Origin of the sequence: Mucilaginibacter terrenus (genome assembly GCF_003432065.1) — a bacterium.
GTDB lineage: Bacteria > Bacteroidota > Bacteroidia > Sphingobacteriales > Sphingobacteriaceae > Mucilaginibacter > Mucilaginibacter terrenus.
Map to the genome: position 1 here is coordinate 386,747 of NZ_QWDE01000002.1, position 20,383 is coordinate 407,129.

General features: G+C 43.8%; 21 protein-coding genes. 14 read left to right on the forward strand and 7 right to left on the reverse strand.

What is annotated here, in order from left to right:
• Window positions 1-20: 20 nt before the first annotated feature.
• On the forward strand, window positions 21-884 hold the full coding sequence (locus DYU05_RS12335) for a 3-keto-disaccharide hydrolase (protein WP_117383413.1): 864 nt from the start codon (window positions 21-23) through the stop codon (window positions 882-884).
• A 39-nt stretch (window positions 885-923) separates the two neighbouring features.
• Here the strand turns inward: DYU05_RS12335 and DYU05_RS12340 are convergent, their stop codons facing one another.
• The 3 genes from DYU05_RS12340 to DYU05_RS12350 all read right to left on the reverse strand — a co-directional run bounded on the left by DYU05_RS12340 (window position 924) and on the right by DYU05_RS12350 (window position 2,483).
• Window positions 924-1,829, reverse strand: a complete 906-nt coding sequence (locus tag DYU05_RS12340) for a prohibitin family protein (RefSeq protein ID WP_117383414.1) — start codon at window positions 1,827-1,829, stop codon at window positions 924-926.
• Between the two features lie 152 nt (window positions 1,830-1,981).
• A complete protein-coding gene (locus tag DYU05_RS12345) occupies window positions 1,982-2,167 on the reverse strand; it encodes a DUF6358 family protein (RefSeq protein ID WP_117383415.1) in 186 nt (61 codons plus the stop codon).
• 1 nt (window position 2,168) lies between these two features.
• On the reverse strand, window positions 2,169-2,483 hold the full coding sequence (locus DYU05_RS12350; RefSeq protein ID WP_117383996.1) for a rhodanese-like domain-containing protein: 315 nt from the start codon (window positions 2,481-2,483) through the stop codon (window positions 2,169-2,171).
• A gap of 120 nt (window positions 2,484-2,603) precedes the next feature.
• On the opposite strand from DYU05_RS12350, the gene DYU05_RS12355 reads away from it, so the two are divergent.
• From DYU05_RS12355 to ypfJ, 4 genes are all read left to right on the forward strand, one after another.
• Window positions 2,604-3,722: a DUF4407 domain-containing protein gene (locus DYU05_RS12355; protein WP_117383416.1), complete on the forward strand. Its 1,119-nt coding sequence runs from the start codon at window positions 2,604-2,606 to the stop codon at window positions 3,720-3,722.
• A gap of 82 nt (window positions 3,723-3,804) precedes the next feature.
• Window positions 3,805-5,664, forward strand: a complete 1,860-nt coding sequence (locus DYU05_RS12360) for a M61 family metallopeptidase (protein ID WP_117383417.1) — start codon at window positions 3,805-3,807, stop codon at window positions 5,662-5,664.
• Between the two features lies 1 nt (window position 5,665).
• Window positions 5,666-6,970, forward strand: coding sequence for a M20/M25/M40 family metallo-hydrolase (locus DYU05_RS12365; RefSeq protein ID WP_117383418.1), 1,305 nt, complete (start codon window positions 5,666-5,668; stop codon window positions 6,968-6,970).
• Window positions 6,971-7,109: 139 nt separating this feature from the next.
• A complete protein-coding gene (ypfJ, locus tag DYU05_RS12370) occupies window positions 7,110-7,958 on the forward strand; it encodes a KPN_02809 family neutral zinc metallopeptidase (protein WP_117383419.1) in 849 nt (282 codons plus the stop codon).
• A 256-nt stretch (window positions 7,959-8,214) separates the two neighbouring features.
• Here the strand turns inward: ypfJ and DYU05_RS12375 are convergent, their stop codons facing one another.
• The 3 genes from DYU05_RS12375 to DYU05_RS12385 all read right to left on the reverse strand — a co-directional run bounded on the left by DYU05_RS12375 (window position 8,215) and on the right by DYU05_RS12385 (window position 10,610).
• Window positions 8,215-8,949, reverse strand: coding sequence for a lysophospholipid acyltransferase family protein (locus DYU05_RS12375; RefSeq protein ID WP_117383420.1), 735 nt, complete (start codon window positions 8,947-8,949; stop codon window positions 8,215-8,217).
• Window positions 8,950-8,996: 47 nt separating this feature from the next.
• Complete coding sequence (locus DYU05_RS12380; protein WP_117383421.1) at window positions 8,997-9,557, reverse strand: NUDIX domain-containing protein; 561 nt, start codon at window positions 9,555-9,557, stop codon at window positions 8,997-8,999.
• A 111-nt stretch (window positions 9,558-9,668) separates the two neighbouring features.
• Complete coding sequence (locus DYU05_RS12385) at window positions 9,669-10,610, reverse strand: EamA family transporter (RefSeq protein WP_117383422.1); 942 nt, start codon at window positions 10,608-10,610, stop codon at window positions 9,669-9,671.
• Window positions 10,611-10,709: 99 nt separating this feature from the next.
• Here DYU05_RS12385 and DYU05_RS12390 point away from each other — a divergent pair, with 99 nt between their 5' ends.
• Complete coding sequence (locus tag DYU05_RS12390; RefSeq protein ID WP_133300224.1) at window positions 10,710-11,351, forward strand: CGNR zinc finger domain-containing protein; 642 nt, start codon at window positions 10,710-10,712, stop codon at window positions 11,349-11,351.
• A 52-nt stretch (window positions 11,352-11,403) separates the two neighbouring features.
• Here the strand turns inward: DYU05_RS12390 and metK are convergent, their stop codons facing one another.
• Window positions 11,404-12,654: a methionine adenosyltransferase gene (gene metK, locus DYU05_RS12395; protein ID WP_117383424.1), complete on the reverse strand. Its 1,251-nt coding sequence runs from the start codon at window positions 12,652-12,654 to the stop codon at window positions 11,404-11,406.
• Between the two features lie 209 nt (window positions 12,655-12,863).
• Here metK and DYU05_RS12400 point away from each other — a divergent pair, with 209 nt between their 5' ends.
• The 8 genes from DYU05_RS12400 (at window position 12,864) to DYU05_RS12440 (ending at window position 20,378) form a co-directional block, all read left to right on the forward strand.
• A complete protein-coding gene (locus DYU05_RS12400; RefSeq protein WP_117383425.1) occupies window positions 12,864-13,754 on the forward strand; it encodes a diacylglycerol/lipid kinase family protein in 891 nt (296 codons plus the stop codon).
• Window positions 13,755-13,758: 4 nt separating this feature from the next.
• Window positions 13,759-14,094, forward strand: a complete 336-nt coding sequence (locus DYU05_RS12405) for a translation initiation factor (RefSeq protein ID WP_117383426.1) — start codon at window positions 13,759-13,761, stop codon at window positions 14,092-14,094.
• A 485-nt stretch (window positions 14,095-14,579) separates the two neighbouring features.
• Window positions 14,580-15,416 carry a MotA/TolQ/ExbB proton channel family protein gene (locus tag DYU05_RS12410; protein WP_117383427.1) on the forward strand — a complete coding sequence of 279 codons (837 nt, stop codon included), beginning with the start codon at window positions 14,580-14,582 and terminating at the stop codon, window positions 15,414-15,416.
• A 90-nt stretch (window positions 15,417-15,506) separates the two neighbouring features.
• Entirely contained in the window at window positions 15,507-16,124 is a 618-nt protein-coding gene (locus DYU05_RS12415) for an ExbD/TolR family protein (protein WP_117383428.1), read from the forward strand.
• Between the two features lie 6 nt (window positions 16,125-16,130).
• Window positions 16,131-16,664: an ExbD/TolR family protein gene (locus tag DYU05_RS12420; RefSeq protein WP_117383429.1), complete on the forward strand. Its 534-nt coding sequence runs from the start codon at window positions 16,131-16,133 to the stop codon at window positions 16,662-16,664.
• A gap of 29 nt (window positions 16,665-16,693) precedes the next feature.
• The gene (locus tag DYU05_RS12425; protein WP_117383430.1) at window positions 16,694-17,521 is read left to right on the forward strand and encodes an energy transducer TonB; all 828 of its coding nucleotides are present in this window, start codon (window positions 16,694-16,696) and stop codon (window positions 17,519-17,521) included.
• A 224-nt stretch (window positions 17,522-17,745) separates the two neighbouring features.
• Window positions 17,746-18,666, forward strand: a complete 921-nt coding sequence (locus DYU05_RS12435; RefSeq protein ID WP_117383432.1) for a PstS family phosphate ABC transporter substrate-binding protein — start codon at window positions 17,746-17,748, stop codon at window positions 18,664-18,666.
• Window positions 18,667-18,692: 26 nt separating this feature from the next.
• A complete protein-coding gene (locus DYU05_RS12440; protein WP_117383433.1) occupies window positions 18,693-20,378 on the forward strand; it encodes a tetratricopeptide repeat protein in 1,686 nt (561 codons plus the stop codon).
• Window positions 20,379-20,383: the final 5 nt, after the last annotated feature.

Sequence of the window (20,383 nt, forward strand, 5' to 3'; positions counted from 1 at the left end):
GATGTAAACCATACTTAAACATGAACAAACTTCTTGCCTGCCTTTGCTGTGTATTGTGCCTTGTTACAGGTTCGTCTTTTCAGCCGGCATCTGAATGGACCCCTTTGCTGGATAAAACACTGTCCAGTTGGGAGATATACCAAAGCTTTTACCATAAACTGGGCTATAAAGGGCAGGCACCAACAGATGAGAATGGAAAGTTGATAGAACCCATTGGCTACAACAAGAACCAGGCTAACGTATTCTCGGTAGATATGGTGAGCGGTGAGCCTGTTCTGCATGTTACAGGTGAGATTTATGGTTGTGTTTTCACCAAGCAGGAGTTTGAAAATTACCACTTACGCTTAAAGTATAAATGGGGCGAAAAGAAGTGGGTACCGCGTATATACGAGTTAAAAGATAGCGGATTGCTATATCACTCGCAGGGACCTGCAGGTGTTGAGTACTGGCGCAGCTGGATGCTAAGCCAGGAGTTCCAGATCATAGAGCATAGCCCGGGCGATTACTGGTCACAGGCATCTTCACAGGCCGACATTCACGCGGTAAAAGATTCAAGCTACAGGTTTGATACTAAAGGCCCGCTTACCTCTTTCGGGGGAGCAACAGGTCATGGCGGTTTTTGCCAAGCCGGTACCGACATGGATAAAGTGGGCGAATGGAACCAGATAGACCTGATTACTTACGGCGATAAAAGCTTGCAGATAGTTAACGGCAAAGTGGTTAACGCGCTTTCAGGCTCAAGGTATAAAGATGGCGATGTATTAAAGCCGCTCATTAAAGGCAAGCTGCAGCTACAGAGCGAGGCTGCTGAGATCTATTACAAAGACATCCAGATAAAGTCGATAAAAGGGATCCCTGCGGAGTACGCTGCTTACTTCAAATAATGCACCGGCTATTTTACCGATGCACTATCTGTTTTGACGCTACTTATCAGTCAGCATTATTGGGGTATTCTTGCTATTGCCAAGAATTATAACTTTTGCATTAGGTGATAAAGCGATATCTTTTTGCGCCTTAATTAATTCATATTGCAGCTGCTTGTCAGATAAACCGGTTGAAAGTATTTTCTGATAGTCAGCTATACCCTGTGCTTCTACACGCTTACGGTCCGCCTCCTGACGCTCTTTCTGCAGCACAAAGGTCATCTTCTGAGCATCCTGTTCAGCCTGAATTTTTGATTCAATACTAGCTCTTACAGAAGCTGGGAGAGAGATGTTCCTAACCAGTATCTGCTGAAGCACTAAGCCGCGTTTTGCAAAGCTTTCTAATATGGTGCGGTTGATTTTATCCTGAAACTCCTGCCGTTTTGTCGAGTAGAGGTCTACAGCTGCATAATTAACCGCGTTATCACGTATGGCGGTGCGTGCTACCGGGCGAACAATCTTGTCCACGTAGTCTGCACCTATATTTTGCAGTATGTAAGGTGCTTTAAGCGGATCTACCTTGTAAAGTACAGATAAATCAATAGTGACCTCCAGCCCGTCTGATGATAGTACGCGTATAGCGTCGTCGCCTTGTACTTCACCCTCCGAGTGCACGGCACTCATAGTGTAGTTTTGCGTTTGTACGTTAAACGTCTTTACATCCACAAGTGGATTAATAACATGCAAACCGCTTTCTAAAGATGCAGGCTGCACTTTGCCAAATAAAACCTGAACGCCTACGGTACCGGCATCTATCACCTTAAAAGAGGATGTTATAAAGCCCAATACCGCAACAGCTATACCAACAGCACTTACGATGCCGCCAAACCGGCCAAAAGGTTCGGTAGAGCGTTTTACCATTATACCCGCAAACAGGATAATGATACCGAGAATGATCAAAAACATGATATGTAAATTTAATTTGAGGAGTGATTAGATATTATCAAGAATGAGATATACCCACTTTAAAAATGTTACTAAATGTAGCAGATTTATTTATAACTAACAAAGCCGGATAAGTTCTCTTATCCGGCTTTGTTAGTGTCTGTTGGAACAGGTTAGTTCCGTATGTTTTGTTTTACTTCTTTAATAAGCTTCATCTTCAGCATTATAAAAACGCCGCCAATAAATAAAGCGCCTATTAGAAATTCATAACGTGCGTGCTCAAACCCCCAGTAAGCTGTAAAAAGGCATATCATTATGCCTATGTTGTAAAGCACATTTAAAGCCAGCTTCTTACCCATATTAATATACGCTGATTGTTGGGTCAATTTCGGCTTGCCATGCAAGTATGCCACCTTTAAGATTGTAAAGGTTAGTAAAACCCTGGCTTTCCAGCTGATGAAGCGCTACCGAGCTGCGTTTACCGCTGCGGCACATAATAACTACCGGTTTGTCTTTAGCTACCTGGTCTGCCTCAATAAGTATACCGCCCAGAGGTATAAGTTTGCCGCCTATGTTAGAGGTCTCGTATTCAAAATCCTCGCGTACATCTATCAGTTGGAAGTCTTCGTTGTTATCTATCTTCTCTTTTAATTCCTGTACCGTAATCTCTTTCATGTTGGTGTAATTATAACTCAAAGGTATGCTTTTCTGCATCAAATATTTGTGCGTGTTTTGTAACAATAAGTACCTGCCGGCGTTTCATAGTAAGCTGTTAAAATATTGCAGCTAAAGGCAATGAAGAAAATAACCCGGTTTTTTTGGTTCTGTTCCGGTGCACATATAGATACTTTAAAGAAATACCCTATAGAACATAACAAATATGTGGGTATAGGCGCTACTATATTTTTCACCGCTCTGTTTGCCGCACTTTCCGGCGGCTATGCTATGTACTTCGTATTCAGCGGCAGCGCTTTCGCCGTCGGCTTTGCTATTCTGTTCGGATTGCTGTGGGGCACTGCTATTTTTAATATGGACAGGTACATTGTGTCGAGTATCAATAAAGAAGGCACAACAGGTCAGCAAATACTGCAGGCATCGCCGCGTATACTGCTTGCCATTATGATAGGCGTGGTAATATCGCGCCCATTGGAGCTGAAGATTTTTGATAAGGAAATCCGCGACAAGCTGAAGACTGCTTATCTTAAAGGGCAGCACAGCAAGATAGATACGCTGCAAAAAACTTATCAGCAGAAGTACGCCCAGGAACTGGTGAAAAACACCGACCTGAAAAAGGAGAAGGATTCGCTTGAGCGCGACATCAATCGCTCACGCTATGAGCTTAACCAGGAGGTATTTGGAGACAAAACCAACCAAACATCCGGTATAACGGGTTATGGCACCTATGCTAAGCAAAAAGAACAGGTTTTAAAAGAAAAGCAGGACCGCCTTAAAACCGTTACAGAAAATCTCGGGCAAATGGATGATTACCTTGCCCGCAGAAAGGATTACGAGGGATTGAACAGCACCCGTTTGTTCAGTAACCAGCAACTGGACAGCCTGGCTAATATAGCAGGTTTTGCCGACCGAAACTGGGCGTTGGGGCAGCTTTCCTATAATGTAAACGGCACGCGCGATCTGGATACTTATCTCGCAATTTCCTTTATAGGCTACCTTTTTATATTGTTTGAGTGCTTACCGGTATTTGTTAAGCTGATGTCTCCTAAAGGGCCTTATGATACTGCCGTAGCGAAGGTGGCGGAAGCTGATGTTCATTATGCGGATAAAGACAAAGAACGATACATGGCAGTTACCGACAGTACTTACGATCATAACCTGGATGCCGATATAGACAGGCGAAAGCGGATTATAACTGCACAGTCTGAGTATGATCTCAGCCGTCACAGTTATGATTAGTATAGTCTGTTATTCGTAATAAAATTGATAGATAAGCATAAGAGATTTAATGGTAATTTAACAGCCGAAAGATTATCCATTAATGAAGAAAATTTTGTCTTTAGGAGCGGCTTCCTTATTGTCGCTTACCGCGTTGGCACAAACAGCGCCTAACACTATCAGCTACACGGTTTCATTTCCAAATGCGGCTCATCATGAAGCTGAAATAGCTATGAGCATTCCGCAGGTACCTGCGGGTCCGCTTAAGGTACGCATGAGCCGTTCATCGCCGGGCAGGTACGCTACACACGAATTTGGCAAGAACGTTTACAACGTAAAGGCATTCGGCGAGGGTAACAAGCCGTTAGCTATTAACCAATTGGAAGGCGATGTGTATCAGATACCCAGCCACGGTGCGACTGTTAAGATCACCTACACGCTTTTTGGCAACTGGACAGATGGGACATACGCCAGTATAGAGCCCAGCCACGCGCATTTAAACATGCCAGCATCGTTTATGTGGGCATATGGTATGGATAAGCGGCCTGTTACCTTTAAGTTTAACGATCTTGATAAATACGGTTGGAAAGTTGCTACACAACTTAACCCTATTGGCGGTGGCGTTTACTATGCGCGCGATCTGCAATATATGATGGATAGCCCTACTGAGCTATCCGCCTACAAAGAGGCCAAGTGGACCGTCAAAAATGCCAATGGTAAGGATGAGACCATCAAGCTCAGCACCCACTCAGACGATGACCAAAGTGTTATAGACAACTTTGCTACAATGGTGCAAAAAGTTGTACTGGAGGAGAAAGCTGTATTTGGAGAACTGCCGACGTACGATTATGGCAGCTACGTTTTCCTGCATGATGTACACCCAAGCACCGCCGGCGACGGTATGGAGCACCGTAATTCAACTGTTATTGTACAACCAATTGGTAAAGTCGGTGGCAATGAAGTACGCCTGCTGGGTACCTTTTCACACGAATACTTCCACAGCTGGAATGTAGAACGCATTCGCCCTAAAACGTTAGAGCCTTTCAATTTTGAGCACGCAAACATGAGCAACGAGCTTTGGTGCGCGGAAGGTTTTACTCAATATTACGGAGAGTTAGTGCTTACCCGTGCAGGCTTCCATACGCCTGAAGAGTATGCACGTACTGCAGCCGGTTTGATAAATTCTGTACTAAATACTCCCGGTGCAAAATATTACAGCCCTATACAGGCAAGCCGCTACGCGGTTTATGCAGATGCCGGTGTTGCCGTAGATCAACTGAACACAACTAATATATTCACCAGTTATTATGTATACGGCGGCGCAACTGCGCTGGCTCTGGACCTTCGCTTACGCGCCGAGTTTGGTAAAACGCTTGATGATTTTATGCGTCAGCTGTGGCTTACCCACGGTAAAACAGAAAAAGCGTATACAGTTGCAGATCTTCAGACTGTATTGGCACAAGTAACCAATGCGACCTTCGCAGCAGATTTCTTTAAGCGCTACATCTATGGTGTAGAAAAGAATGATTACGAAAAATTGCTGGCAAATGCAGGCTTCGTGCTTCGCAAAGCGCAGCCGGGTAAAGCCTGGTTAGGTTCTGCAGGTGCGCAATTAAGGGGACGTTCAGGTCAGTCCAACACCGGAGAAGGCGGGGTGCCTATTTCATCACCAACAGCTAAAGGTAGTCCGCTTTACAAAGCAGGTATCGATGCAGGTGACGTGATCTTAAAGGTAGATGGTAATGCAGTAGATGCAGCCGGCTTACAAAAAGCGGTTGCTGATAAAAGGCCTGGCGACATAATTACAGTAACGTATAAAGACCGTTTAGGTGAACACGACACCAAAGTAACCCTGGAAGAAAACCCTAGCTACGAGGTGGTAACCTATGAAGCAGCTGGTAAAGAAATAACCAAACAACAGCAAGACTTCCGCAATAGTTGGTTGTCATCAAAAGTAAAATAATATGAAGAGATTTCTAGCATCGGCTGCGTTAATGGCCGTATCGGTGTGCGGCTTTGCACAGGATGTAAACAAATTAATAAAGCAGGATGATGTAGAGCGCATCATTAAAACCCTAAGCGCTGATGACATGGAAGGTCGCGGTACATTTACTAAAGGGATTGACAAGGCTGCAACATTTATTGACGGTGAGTTTAAAGCAGCGGGCTTAAAACCGCTGACAGGAGCAACTGGCTTCCGGCAGAGCTTCAGTATGCTGAAGACTACTCCTGTGAGTGCCAAAGCAACCATCAATGGTACGGAAGTGCCTGCAGACCGCTTGGCTATTACAGCTCCGGCATCTTTTAACTGGGCAAGTGTTAGTGGAGTAGAAGTAGCTAAAGTACCGGCTGGGAGCAACTTTATGGAAAAGTACCAGCTATACGCTAGAGGAGATAAAGATATGCTGGTGTTGGTAGATACCAGTTTTGCCCCTATGTTCAAGAGATTGGTGGCACGTGCTAAACGCGGCGGTACGGCTTTTAAAGCAGCTAACGGTGCAAATAAAGGAGTAGTGTTTGTTATGGGGTCGCTGGATGATGTAACATCGCTTAATGTTGCTTACGAAGTGAAAACAGAGGAGAAGCCGTTATTTAACGTTGCGGGTATGATCCCGGGTAAATCAAAAAAAGGAGAATATGTTGTGTTCTCGGGCCATTACGATCACCTCGGCATTCAAAAGAATGGCATAGCAGGAGATACTATTGCTAATGGTGCCGATGATGATGCTTCCGGAACGACTGCTGTTATTAGCCTGGCTAAGTACTACAAAAAGCTGAACAATAACGAGCGCACCCTAATCTTCGTAGCGTTTACTGCCGAGGAAATTGGCGGATTTGGATCACAATACTTTTCTAAACAGATGGACCCTGATAAGGTAGTTGCCATGTTTAACATTGAGATGATTGGCAAAGATTCAAAATTTGGTGAGAATTCGGCGTTCATCACCGGTTACGAACGTTCAGATTTTGGTAAGATCCTGCAAAGCAATCTGGAGGGTACGGCATTCAAGTTTTACCCCGACCCATATCCGCAGCAAAACTTATTCTACCGCAGCGATAATGCAACATTGGCCGCGTTAGGCGTACCTGCACACACCATTTCTACCGACCAGATAGACAGCGACAAGCTTTATCATACGGTTAAAGACGAGTTTAGCAGCCTTGATGTGAAGAATATCGTTGCTACTATCCGCGCTATTGCGTTAAGCTCCCGCTCGATAGTTGCCGGGAAGGATGCCCCAACCCGAATTCCTAAGTTGCAGCAATAACAACACATTATAGTTTAAAAGTGAGCCCTTTCTACTTGGTAGGAAGGGCTCGCTTGTTTAAACCAAGCATAGTTAGACAAACATGCCGCAAACAAATTTCGGCGGCATCATGTTACATGGTAACTAATCTTAAAACACTATGCAATGGTTTGGCAGGCGCGAAAGCGGTAATGTGGAAGAAGGCAGCAGCGGCGGTGGCCGTGGTTTTGCCGTAGGTGGCGGTTTGGTTGGCATAATAGCCGCCGCTATATATTTCTTTACCGGGATAGATCCTTCCGCCGTACTTAACCAAACTCAGCAGGGCGGTGCTCAGCAGGAAAATACACAGTCAGCCGGACCGGATAACGATCAGAAGAAATTTGCACGTGTGGTACTGGCAGATACAGAAGATATCTGGACGAAGCTTTTCCAGGATATGGGAAAAACTTACGACAAGCCTGTAATGCACTTTTTTACCGAGGGTGTAAATACAGCCTGTGGGCAAGCCGGTTCTTCAACAGGACCGTTTTACTGCCCTGGAGATCAAAAGGTTTATATAGACGTTTCGTTTTTTGATGAGTTAAAGAACAAGTTTGGTGCGGCGGGTGACTTTGCCCAGGCTTATGTAATAGCTCACGAAGTAGGGCATCACGTGCAGGACTTGCTGGGCGTAAGCGCCAAAATGGATCAGGCACGCCAGCAGATGAGCCAGACTGAATACAACAAACTATCTGTTAAACTAGAGTTGCAGGCCGATTTTTATGCAGGTGTTTGGGCACATTACGAGCAGAAGCTTAAGAATGTGCTGGATCCCGGCGATATTGAAGAGGCCCTTAACGCGGCGCACCAGATAGGTGACGATCGCCTGCAACAAGAATACCAGGGTGAAGTTACACCTGATAGCTTTACACATGGCACCAGCGCGCAGCGTATGTACTGGTTTAAAAAAGGCTATGAAACAGGCGACCTTAGCCAGGGTAATACCTTTGCAGCGGCTGATCTGGAGTAACGGAATACACTAAGTGCAAAGGTGTTTCGCTGAAACAGGTGAAACACTTTTGAGTGGCTTGAAACAAGATTGTCTTAGTAATCAGGTAGTTATAAGTTGGTGGAAGTTGAAGCGAAACAGCAATAGTACTTCATCAAAGATCATTAACAACGTGTCCATTAGACTGTTACAAAATCACCATAATGAAAGAATGTGTTTCGGTGAAACAGTCTGAAACACATCTGTGGTAAATTTCGGAACACTTACCCCTTGGCGTTTACTTTACCACAACTGCCCGTATTCTCTCTTCGCAGATTTTTGTAAGTTCATCAGCCGGTCTGCCCTGTGGTTCTATGGGTTCAAGAACTTCCCACTTCATTGGAGTAAATGTATTCATAGGATAAAAACCGTACTCTACCATTTTCCATGAATCGGTTATGGCAACAGGTACTAACAAGGCGTTCGGGCATTTTTTTAAAAGCGTTGCTACTCCTGCAGATTGAAATGGCTTTACACTGCCGTCCTTAGATCGTGTTCCTTCCGGGAATATCATTGCACCCCAATTGTTTTCTTTCATGCGCGTGCCAAATTTGGACAGCTCCATAATAGACTGCCGCGGATCTTTACGATCTATATTGGCACCGCCCCCAACTTTTAGGTTATAAGATATAGAAGGGATGCCTTTTGTAAGCTCTACCTTAGATATAAACTTAGCGTGATACTTCCGCAGGTAGTAGATCATCGGCGGGATATCGAACAAGCTTTGGTGGTTGGCTATAAAAATTATCGGTCTGCTTAACGGAAGGTTTTGTTTGTTTATAAACGTCACACTGTTGCCCAGCAGGTAAGCTGTTTTAACCAGGAAAAAGTTAAGGATGTCTACAGAGCGCTTGTGAGCAGAATAACCAAATAGTTTATAGCATATCCACTGCACCGGTTGAAATATAACCAGCATCAAAAAAAATGCGACAATGGCAACGGGTGACAGGAAATAACCTAGCAATTTTCTCATTAACGCCGCAAAGGTAAATTTTTTTGAGAATATGGTAAACAGATGAATTACAATCGGTTTTCCACCAGCATCAGCTTTACTTTAAGTATTGCTGCTACAGTTACAGCATCGGTTATTTCGCCGCTGCAAACCATTTGGTAAACATCTTCAAAAGGCACTTTTCTCACCAGTAATTGCTCGGTATCTTCAGGTTCTGCTTCATGCTGCTGCAAGCCGCGCGCCAGGTAAATAACGCTAAACTCATCACATACAGAATTGGAGAGATGCATCTGTAATATCTCCGTCCATTCCGTCGCTTTCAGGCCGGTTTCCTCGAGTAGTTCACGCTTCGCCGAATCCAGCGGGTTGCTGCCTTCAGGTCCGCCACCTTCGGGAATTTCCCAGCAGTACTGGTTTAGCACAAAGCGGTATTGTCCTACCAGGTAAGTATTCATATCCTCATCAAGCGGTACTACACCTATGGCTGCATTTTTAAAATGAACCTTGCCGTAAATACCAGGATTACCTGATGGATTTATCACCTGGTACTCGGTTACGTTTATCCAGGGGTTATCGTAAACATTTTTTTCAGACGTTACTTTCCACGGGTTTTCGGTTGGGTTTTCCATCCTGTAAAGATAAATTTCGCATACAAAAATCTGCAAAAAACACACTTTTAAACGCTGCTTTGTAACGGCTCTTTTATCAGCGTAAACTTAACAGTAGTGCTCTACGTGCTATTAACTTTTCGCCTCCGCAGTATCTTGCTTTCTCTTTAAATATCCTGGTACGTTTACCAGCAGTATACCTGCAAGTATTACCACAAGGCAAATGAGCTGAGCTTTGTTCACGGGCTCATCCATCAGCAACCATCCTAAAAATACCGCCACCACAGGGTTCACATAAGTGTGGGTGCTAACAACCGCCGGCGGTTGGAAAGAGATAAGCCAAACAAAAGACAGGTACGCTACCAACGACCCCATAACAATGAGGAACAACAAACCACCCCATGCTTCTGCTGTAACCTGGGCAAACGAAAAGCCTGTTTGCTCGCTTTTGCAAAATGCTATTAATCCAGCCGCTATGCTGCCGGCAAGCAACTGCACGCTGGCGTTCATTACGGTGGTACTACTGCCCTGGTTCCCCTTCGTAATAAGCGAGCCGGCTACCCATAGCAAGGCACTTACCAGCACCACAATGCTGGCTGCTATAGCCATAGGCGAATCGTTAACGTGAGATACCCCTAGTCGTAGAAAGAAAAAGATTCCGGTAAAGCCGATGATAAGACCGCCGAGAATGTATTTGTTAGAGAAATATTGCTTCCACCCTTTCCTGTCCACCAGCAAAAACATCAGCGGTTCTGTAGCAACCAATATAGCTGCCTGTCCCGAGCTGATGTATTGTTCGGCCCAGGCGATCATGCCAGTGCCGCCCACCAACATTAATGTGCCGCTGAGCGCGTGCCGCCAAAGGTATTGCCATTTGGGTAAGGCCTCTTTCTTTAACTTGCACCAAGCCAGCATAAGTAACCCTGCTGCCAGGTAGCGCAACCCTACCAATATAAACGGTGGAAACCCTTTTAAGCCATAAGCTACCGCTAAGTAGGTTGATCCCCACACAATATAGATGCTAAAAAAGGCGAATGCCACTAACAAGGGTGAAGCTGGATGTTTGTTTGCCATAACTAATGTTACTATCTAAATGAGTAACGGTGGTAAAGTATAATAGTTTTTACTATCTTGACTTACTTTGATGGTAAAAATAAGATTATATTTGAAGTAATGAACAAAGTAAGAACAATAGCCAGTTTGCCGCTTGATGGAGGGTTGCTCTGCCTCGACTTTGTGAACACGGTACAAACGCGCAAGAAAACGCCATCTCATGAGTATCTTGCAGATTATGCAACCTTCCTGGATTGGTGCATAAAAGTTGAAATTGTTTCAGAGGACGAAAAGCGAGAGCTGGCTTTACTGTCGGATGCATCACCCCGAAATACCCAAGTGGCTTTTCAGCATATTTTACAAGTGAGGGATAATTTCTATAGTTTGTTTTCCCAAAAGGCTGCCGGAACAAGTGTAGATCAATCCACACTTGATAAATTTAACACCCTGGTATCTCAAGCGCTGTCGCATATCGGTTTTGCAAATCATAAAGATGGGTTAAAACAGGTTTGGCTAAACATGGGAGAAGATCTTGCCAGTCCACTTTGGAAGGTTGTAAAATCTGCCTATGATATTTTGACTTCCGCAGATGCTAAGTATATAAAAGAATGTTCTGCATGTGGGTGGCTGTTTTTAGATAAAACCCGCAGTCACACCCGTCGATGGTGTAACCCGTTGGAGTGCGGCAGTACAGATAAAGCTATACGTTATTACTATAAGCGCAAAGCTGCCGAGGGACCTCAACCGAAAAATCTTAAATGAAAAAAGCGGCCGATTACCGGCCGCTTTCCAAAATTGAAATTTATTAGGGGAATTACAATCCAAATGCTGATTTCACCTTCTCTACGTAGTCCAGCTTTTCCCAGGTAAACAGTTCTACCTCGCTGGTAACTACGCGCCCTTCGGGGCTTGTAAAGGTTTTTGTAATAGTTTGGCTTGGTTTGCCAAAGTGGCCGTAAGCTGCAGTTTCGCTGTAAATTGGGTTGCGAAGTTTAAAACGGGTTTCAATGGCGTAAGGAGTCATGTCAAAAACCTCTTCCACTTTCGCAGCTATCTCGCCATCGTTCAGTCCTACTTTGCCGGTACCATAAGTGTTTACATAAATACCCATTGGTTTAGCAACACCTATTGCGTAAGATACCTGTACCAGTACCTCGCTGCAAACACCTGCACCAACCAGGTTTTTAGCAATATGGCGGGTGGCGTAAGCAGCAGAGCGGTCAACCTTTGATGGGTCCTTACCGGAAAATGCACCACCACCATGAGCGCCTTTGCCACCATAAGTATCAACAATAATTTTACGACCGGTTAGGCCGGTATCACCATGCGGCCCGCCAATAACAAATTTACCGGTGGGATTAATATGATATTTGATGTCGTTGTTAAAGAAGTGCGCGTATTTTGGATACTTGGCCTGCACACGCGGTATAAGTACGCCAATAATGTCATCACTTATCTTTTTAAGCATAGCCTGCTCTTCATCAAAATCGTCGTGCTGGGTAGATATTACAATCGCATCTATACGGGTTGGCTGGTTATCATCGCTATACTCCAGCGTAACCTGCGATTTTGCATCCGGGCGAAGGTATTTAATGTCGGTATTTTCACGACGGATTGCAGCCAGTTCTATCAATAAAGCGTGGGCTATATCCAGCGCAAGCGGCATGTAATTATCTGTTTCTACTGTTGCGTAGCCAAACATCATTCCCTGGTCGCCGGCACCTTGCTCTTCTTTAGAAGTACGGTCTACACCCTGGTTAATATCCGGAGATTGCTCGTGTATGGCCGACAGCACGCCGCAAGAGCTGCCATCAAACATATATTCGCCTTTAGTGTAGCCGATTTTGTTGATCACTTCGCGCGCAATCTTCTGCACATCAAGGTATGCTTTAGATTTTACTTCGCCGGCAAGTATCACCTGCCCGGTAGTTACAAGTGTTTCGCACGCAACTTTAGATTCAGGGTCAAAGGCTAAGAAATTATCAATTAACGCGTCGGATATCTGATCGGCAACTTTATCTGGGTGCCCTTCTGATACGGATTCTGAAGTGAATAAATATGGCATAAAAAGTTTAAATAAACGTAAACGCCGAAAGGTAAGATCTTTTTGAAACTGTAAAAGAGAAGCAGGATTAGCACTTTTTTACGTGGTTGCAACATGTACCGGCGCTGGTCCGGAGCAATCAAATCAGTCCACTTTCGCGTGGGCAAAAATAAAACAATTTTTTACAAAGCCGAAAATACATTTACTTTTGACGCCTTAAACTTATATAGTTGAAAAGGAAAGCGTTATTTATTATAAACCCGGTGTCGGGAGGGAAGAAGAAGGATGGTGTTCCGGAGCTTATAAACAAATACATCAACCAGCAACTGTTCGAGTTTAATACCATTTTTAGCACCGGCGTGAAGCATGCCCGTGACGTTGCCCGTGAAGAAGCTGCCAATTACGACATGATAGTAGCCGTTGGTGGCGACGGTACCGTAAACGAAGTAGCATCGGGCATAGCAGGTACCGATACCATCTTGGGAGTTGTACCGTATGGATCGGGCAACGGCCTGTCCCGCTTTTTGGGAATACCTATGAACGCCGAGGGTGCGCTGCAGGTATTAAACAATGGCCATACCATTAATATAGATGCCGGTAAAATGAATGGCAAGTGGTTTTTCAACATGGCAGGTATGGGCTTTGATGCGCATATAAGCCAGGTTTTTGCGCACGGCAGCGAGAAGCGCGGTTTCTTGAGCTATTTTAAATCATCACTGCAGGAAATATCCACTTACCAGTCCCAGGTGTACAAGCTTAATATTGATGGAGTGCCTTATGTACGGGAAGCTTTTATGCTGAGCCTGGCCAATTCGTCTCAGTACGGTAATAATGCGCATGTTTCGCCTACGGCTTCTGTACAGGATGGCTTGCTTGATGTTTGCATTATAAAGCCGTTCCCGTTATACCGTTTTCCGGAGATGGGTTTACGGATGTTCACCAAGACGGCAGACAGATCAAAGTTTGTAGAGATAATAAAAGGCAAGCGCATCAGTATAACCCGCAGCAAACCGGGCCCAATACACCTGGACGGAGAACCCCGAGATGCAGGTGAGGAACTTACTGTTGATATTGTACCTGGTGCATTAAAGGTGATGGTAGGCAGCGCTTATAATAAATAGCAGTATGACAAAAAAGAACTACACCGGCATAATGTATTCTACCGATCCTGATTTTCAGTACCAGGAAAGTGAAAGTGGTAATGCAGATACCCTTCCGCCGCAACAGCAAAACTTAAAGATATACCTTGACCGGAAGGGCGGCAGTAAGCTGGTCACCCGTATTACCGGCTTTATAGGTACACCAACCGACCTTGAAGCACTAGGAAAGAAGCTGAAGACCAAGTGTGGTATAGGCGGCTCGGCCAAAGATGCTGAGATACTTATACAGGGCGACTTTAGAGATAAAGTGCTCACCTTATTACTGGCGGATGGTTACAAAGCCAAGAAAGCTGGCGGGTGATACACCAATCCGTAATTTTCGGCTTAGCCAAATTTAATTTTGTATTTTAGCACAATAGAATTACTTAGGCACAAGTTTTAACTAATAAAAACAGATTAGTGTAAAAACAACTTAAAGTAGCTGTTGTTCAATGTGTACCAATAGTTATAACTAAGTAATTAGGTGTAATTGTAAAAAAGTAACTGTACTTTAGACACTATTATATCACTTTAGTTACATACTTTTTATACGTCAATGTTTGCTATTATTAAAAAAAATGGGTTTCATTGTAAAAAATTAATTAGCAAAAACACAATTTTCACAGCTAATTGCGTTAAGTATTACCAATTTATAAAAGGTTAAGCCTGTTATATTAAGTTATCATAAACAATTAGATAAAAAGTTTTTTTAATTCATTTAAATTCTATTTTTGTTATTCGCTAAAAACGCACACATTTTTTATTAACTTATATTATAAACAAAACGAAAACTAAAATTTCAAAGTAATGGCAAACGCACCAACAAAACCAACTACCCCTGTAAAGAAAGAAAGCTCAAGTGCATCGGGCGCATTTGCATCTTTAACTATACCTATCTGTATCGTGGTAGCTATTTGTATCTTCATCTTCATCCTGGGCGATGGAAGTCACTACAAAGGCGGCGACCCAGCTAACGAGCCGGTAGATATCTACGGAACTGTACACAAGGGTGGTGTTATCGTACCCCTAATTATGTCTTACCTGTTAATGGTTATCACTTTCTCTGTAGAGCGTATGGTGGTTATCAACAAAGCAGCAGGTACCGGTAGTGTAGAGGCTTTTGTAAAAAGGATCCAGTCTTTCCTTAACTCAGGCAACATCGACGCTGCAAGCGCAGAGTGCGACAAACAAAAAGGTTCAGTAGCTAACGTTATCAAATCAGGTCTTAAAAAATACCGCGAAATGGAACTTGAGCCAAACCTGGACGTTGACCAGAAAACTCTTGCTATCCAAAAAGACATTGAAGAAGCTACTGCTCTTGAAATGCCAATGTTAGAGCAAAACCTTACCATTATCGCTACCCTGGTATCTGTAGGTACATTAACAGGTCTGTTAGGTACGGTAATCGGTATGATCGGTGCATTCGCTACACTGGCGGCATCAGGTGCTCCTAACCAGGCTGAGCTTTCTTCGCACATCTCTGAAGCATTGATCAACACTGCATTAGGTATCGGTACATCAGCTATCTCTATCGTAATGTACAACATCTTTACTTCAAAAATTGACAAGTTGACTTATGCTATCGACGAAACTGGTTTCAGCATCGTTCAAACATTCGCTGCTTCTCACAAGAATCAAAGATAATTTAGAATAAAAGAAGGCTATTTTCCGATATAGCAAAATAAAATTCGGAATTACTTGTTTTTTTAAATTATTATTTTTTAAATTTGTACCATGGCAAGAGTAAAAGTACCAAGAAAGAGCACCCACATAGACATGACAGCTATGTGCGACGTGGCCTTCCTGCTGCTTACCTTCTTTATATTAACAGCGAAGCCAAGGACTGAGGACCCTGTTCCGGTTGACGTTCCGGGATCGTCTGTAGAGATACCAATCCCCGACGACAATACGCTGATGCTTACTGTTGGTAACGGCAAAGTGTTTTTTAGCGTAGACGGAAGCGACATTCGTAAGGCTACACTTGAGCAAATGGGAGAGAAATACAACGTAACCTTTACTCCACAGGAAAAGGCGACATTTGCATCTCTGCCGGTGTTTGGTGTGCCGATGAACCAACTTCAGAGTTTTCTGAAAATGGATGTTGATCAGCGTAAAGAGTACAAGCAGCCCGGTATCCCTAAAGACACAACTAATGCAAATGAGTTGTCAGACTGGATACGCGAAGCACGTAAAGCAAATGCAGCATTGCACAGCAAGCCGCTTTACGTTACTATTAAAGGAGATAGCAAGGAAGAGTATCCAACCATTAAAACGGTGATCACTATTCTGACTAAACAAAAAAACAACAAGTTCGCGCTTATTACTACTGTAAGGGCGGCAACTAAAAAATAACCCGAAATGGCAGAATTAGATACCTCCAGCGGGGGTGGTAAAAAAGGCGGGAAAGTTAGGACCAAAAAGGCGTCGACACGTGTAGATTTAACTGCAATGGTTGACCTGGCATTTTTGCTGATCACTTTCTTTATGCTCACAACCACCCTGGCGAAGCCTAAGGCATTAGATGTTCCGATGCCTGATAAGGATGAAAAAACAAACGACCAGTTGCCAGTAGCGGCTTCACGTTCGATGACGCTTTTATTAGGCGCCAATAACAAAGTGGAGTGGTTTATTGGTGTTCCGGGCGAATCGCAGCCAACAACAGAAGGCTACGGTAAAGATGGTTTGCGTAAAACCCTGCTTGAAAAAGGCAGGGAGATACAGCAGTCTACCGGTAAGTACATGGTAGTGCTTATTAAGCCAAGTGATAAATCAACTTATAAAAATCTGGTTGACGCACTGGACGAAATACGCATCACTGCTGTACAATCATACGCTATTGTTGATATCACAGAACCAGAACTTGGGCTGTTGAAACGTGATGGCAACTATTAATAACACTAATAATAAATAACGTTAAAACTATGTTAGGATCAAAGTTAGACATACTTAATCAGCAGTGGATCGACGTTGTTTTTTCCGGCCGTAATAAAGCTTATGGTGCATACGAACTAAGAAAAGAAAACCCTCGCCATACCAACAGGGCTCTTATTATAGGTGTTGTAGCGTTTGTTTTTATTATCTCGTTAAAAACTATCATCAACAAGATCGAGGGATTTATCCCTAAAGCTGCTGAAAAGGTAAAGGTAACCGAAGTTGTGTTACCCCCGCCGCCAGTAAACAAGGAAGTAAAACCACCGCCGCCACCTCCAGAACCTCCTAAACCGAAGGTTGACCAGGTGCGTTTTCCACCTCCGGTGGTGAAACATGACGATGAGGTGCGTGAAAAAGACCCGCCAACCGTTAAAGAACTTGAAGTAGCTGACCCTGGACAAAAAGACCAGAAAGGTGACCCAAATGCGGACATCCGTATTGAGGAGCCGGTTGGTAACTCTGACGTGAAACAAGTGGTAGAAGAGAACCCTAACCAGATCTTCACCGCGGTAGAAAAACAACCAGGTTTCCCTGGTGGTGATGCTGCCTTCGGTAAATATCTTGGTAAAGCTATTCGTTACCCGGCAATTGCAAGAGAAAACAATGTTCAGGGCCGCGTTATTCTTACTTTCGTAGTAGAAAGAGACGGATCGTTAACTGACATTAAAGTTGTAAGAGGTATTGGCAGCGGTTGCGACGAAGAAGCAGTACGTGCATTAAAGGCATCGCCTAAATGGACGCCAGGTATTCAAAACGGTCGCCCGGTACGTGTACAGTACAGTGTACCGGTAGCATTCTCGCTGGCATCTGAAGAATAAAGTAATGTCATTAAATAATAATGAAGAGCAAAAATCGCCCAAAAGGCGGTTTTTGCTTATTTTAGGCGGGGTGGTATTCGTAGGGCTGTTCACAATGGGTTTATTACTTATTGTATGGAGCGGCTTTTTACCACAGCTTCCAAAACCGCAGCGGACTATTTTTGGCGCAGTTGTAATACTATACAGTATCCTACGCTTCGCAAGGTATTTACGTAAAGACCCAAATGAAAGATAGTGTAAGAGTTATATTGAGCGGGGTAGCTCTGTTACTGTTTACTTTACCGGCATGTAAGCAGACAAATGATAAAAATGGTGTTGTTTTAGATGGTTTTACCACTGGTAAGGCAATATTTGCATGTGACGAGTCGTTTTCTCCTATTGTAGGCGAGGAGCAATATGTTTTTAAGGCGCTTTTCCCGGAAGCGAATCCGGTGATTAACTACTTGCCAGAGGGGCAGGTACTTGACCAGTTGCTGAACGATAAGGTAAGGGTTGCTATCATGTCCCGGGAATTGGACACTGCGGAAGCCGGTGTACTTAAGCGCCGCAAGTTACCGCCTGATGTTAACAAGTTTGCCATTGATGCAGTTGCTGTTATAGTAAACCAGGCATCAACAGACACACTGATATCAGTAAATGAAATTAAAGCGATGTTGAATGGCAAGGCCAAAGCTGATAAAAGCATCGTATTTGACAATCCGAACTCAAGTTTGGTAAGGTATTTGAAGGCATTGTCTGGAAACAGCGAGTTCAAACAAAAAAATATTTACGCTCTGAAATCTAATAAAGAGGTTATCAGATATGTTGCAAGCCATCCTGATGCAATTGGCATTACAGGGTTTGCTTGGCTAAATGACCCGGATAAGGACTACGCTGAAGCTGTTGATCAGGTTAAAATAGTGGGTGTGAAGGATGAGAGTAGCAAGACCTCACCCAAGGAATATTTTAAACCTTCGCAGGAAACGCTTGTCCAACAAACGTATCCGCTAAGCAGGTCGCTGTATATAATTGATTGCACGGGCAGAAAAGGTTTAGGGGCCGGATTTGCATCATTTTTAGCCAGCGAACGCGGACAACGGATTATACTAAAGTCGGGCCTGCTGCCTGATTCTATCCCGCCGAGGGAAATAAATATAACACATTAAACTATACATAACTATTAGAAGCTAAGATGAAAATGATCAGTAAAATAAGCAAGCTAGCACTAGCGCTTTCGTTTTTTGGGTCATCGGTTTTTGCGCAGAGTTTAGACGACGCCAAGAAAGCGATTGACGCCGAACAATACCAAAAGGCTAAGTCTATGCTAAAGAACTTGACCGTTACCCAATCCTCTAAAGACGAGAACTTCTTTTACCTGGGCTGGGTGTATTTATTGCAGGATTACAGCGACTCTGCGAAAACAGTATTTAACAAAGGTATTGCGGTAAACCCAAAATCAGCACTTAACTATGCTGGCCTTGGTGCTGCAGCTTTGGTAGATAAAGACCGTGCTACTGCCACTAACAACTTTAACCAGGCAGTGAGCTTAGCAGGTAAAAACAGCAAACCTTACGTTTATATGGGCGAAGCTTATTTGCTTAATCCGGTTAACGATAAAGTAAGTGCTGCTGATGCCAACGCCGCTATTGCAATTTTGAACAAAGGCAAGGCTATTAACCCTAAAGATGCTGAGCTTTTAATTGCTTTGGGAGATGCTTACCGCTCACAGTTAAAAAGCAACGAGGCATATGAAAATTATGCTGCCGCAACTGCGCTTGACCCAAAATCAGCCCACGCTAAAGTAGCTACAGGTGTGCTTTGGAAATTTGCAAACAACTTTGAAGATTCTGAAAAGCAATTTAAAGAAGCATTGGCAGTTGATCCGAATTACGGGCCGGCTTATCGTGAATGGGCTGAAACAGATGTACGCTGGGCGCTTACAGACCCTAAGATGGCGTCTGTGAAGGTAAAGGAGGCAACAGACAACTATAGAAAGTTCTTATCGCTTACTGATATGTCTGAAGACTCGAGACTACGCTACGCCGACTTCCTGGTTTACGCAGGTGATTGGAAGACCTTACAGACCGAAGCTACAGCCCTATCTAAGACTTCAAAAAACCTAAAGCTGTACCGCTACTTGCTCTATTCATCAGTAGAGAATAAGGATTATCCAGCAGCTATAACAGCCGGTAATACATGGTTAACTAAGGCTGACCCTAAACGTGTGATAGCTCGTGATTATCTTTACATGGGCCGCGCTCAAATTGCATCTGGACAAGATTCGTTGGGAATTGCTGCCTTAAGAAAAGCATATGATCTTGACACTACTCAGGCGGATGTTTACTCTGAAATTGCTAAGTCTTTTTATGCTCAAAAGAAGTACGAAAAGGCTGGCGATGCTTACCACGAATACTTGCAAAAGTCTAATAAAGGAACGCTGAACGACTACTTCAGAGAAGGATTCAGCTATTACTTCGCTTACGATCCTGCTAAGCCAAATGCAGACACTACTTTACTAACTAAAGCAGACTCGGCATTTAGCTATGTGCAGCAAAAAGCAAGTAAACCAATTGGAGACGTTTCTTTATACCGCGCACGCGTTGCAGAATACAAAGATAAAGATCGGAACAATATAAAGGGCTTGGCTAAGCCATATTATGAACAGTATATTTCTATTATGACGGCCAATCCACCAACTGATGATCGTTCTAAAAGGGCATTAGGGGAAGCTTATTCGTACCTGGGAACCTATTATGAGTATAAAGAGAAAGATGAGGCTAAAGCAGCCGAAAACTTTACTAAAGCGAGAGAGGTTGATCCAGCTAATAAACAAGCTGCCTCTTACTTCCAGCGTAAAGGTGGAGCTAAGGGTAAATAATTTAT